Source organism: Halomonas sp. G15, from assembly GCF_021282295.1.
GTDB classification, from domain to species: domain Bacteria; phylum Pseudomonadota; class Gammaproteobacteria; order Pseudomonadales; family Halomonadaceae; genus Halomonas; species Halomonas alimentaria.
The window spans coordinates 1-1,326 of sequence record NZ_JAJSPA010000088.1 but is presented as its reverse complement, the minus strand read 5'-3'; the positions used below and the strand labels follow the sequence as shown (position 1 = coordinate 1,326).

General features: G+C 56.0%; 1 rRNA gene. It reads right to left on the bottom strand.

The annotated features are described in order from the left end of the window. Positions 1–1,326 (bottom strand): 23S ribosomal RNA (locus tag LWH48_RS18075); the annotation flags it as partial.

The following is a 1,326-nucleotide window of genomic DNA, read 5'->3' as shown; positions in this document are numbered from 1 at the left end:
CCTTGCAGCGCTTCCACACCCGGCCTATCAACCAGCTGGTCTCGCTGGGCCCTTCAGGAGGCTCAAGGCCTCGGGGAGATCTCATCTTGAAGGGGGCTTCCCGCTTAGATGCCTTCAGCGGTTATCCTGTCCGCACATAGCTACCCGGCAATGCCACTGGCGTGACAACCGGAACACCAGAGGTGCGTCCACTCCGGTCCTCTCGTACTAGGAGCAGCTCTTCTCAAATCTCCAACGCCCACGGCAGATAGGGACCGAACTGTCTCACGACGTTCTAAACCCAGCTCGCGTACCACTTTAAATGGCGAACAGCCATACCCTTGGGACCGACTTCAGCCCCAGGATGTGATGAGCCGACATCGAGGTGCCAAACACCGCCGTCGATGTGAACTCTTGGGCGGTATCAGCCTGTTATCCCCGGAGTACCTTTTATCCGTTGAGCGATGGCCCTTCCATACAGAACCACCGGATCACTAGAACCTACTTTCGTACCTGCTCGACGTGTCTGTCTCGCAGTCAAGCACCCTTATGCTCTTGCACTCACTGCACGATTTCCAACCGTGCTGAGGGTACCTTCGTGCTCCTCCGTTACGCTTTGGGAGGAGACCGCCCCAGTCAAACTACCCACCACACACGGTCCTCGATCCGGATAACGGACCTGAGTTAGAACGCCAATGATGCCAGGCTGGTATTTCAAGGTTGGCTCCACCCGAACTGGCGTCCGGGTTTCCAAGCCTCCCAGCTATCCTACACAAGCAACATCAGCGTCCAGTGTGAAGCTATAGTAAAGGTTCACGGGGTCTTTCCGTCTAGCCGCGGGTACACAGCATCTTCACTGCGATTTCAATTTCACTGAGTCTCGGGTGGAGACAGCGTGGCCATCATTACGCCATTCGTGCAGGTCGGAACTTACCCGACAAGGAATTTCGCTACCTTAGGACCGTTATAGTTACGGCCGCCGTTTACCGGGGCTTCGATCAAGAGCTTCGCTTGCGCTAACACCATCACTTAACCTTCCGGCACCGGGCAGGCGTCATACCCTATACGTCCGCTTACGCGTTTGCAGAGTACTGTGTTTTTAATAAACAGTTGCAGCCACCTGGTATCTTCGACCGCCTCGTGCTCCGGCCGCAGGGCCTTCACACTAACGCGGCGTGCCTTCTCCCGAAGTTACGGCACCATTTTGCCTAGTTCCTTCACCCGAGTTCTCTCAAGCGCCTTGGGATTCTCACCCTGACCACCTGTGTCGGTTTGGGGTACGGTCCCACTGTATCTGAAGCTTAGAGGCTTTTCCTGGAAGCGTGGCATCGATGACTTCCTGACCGT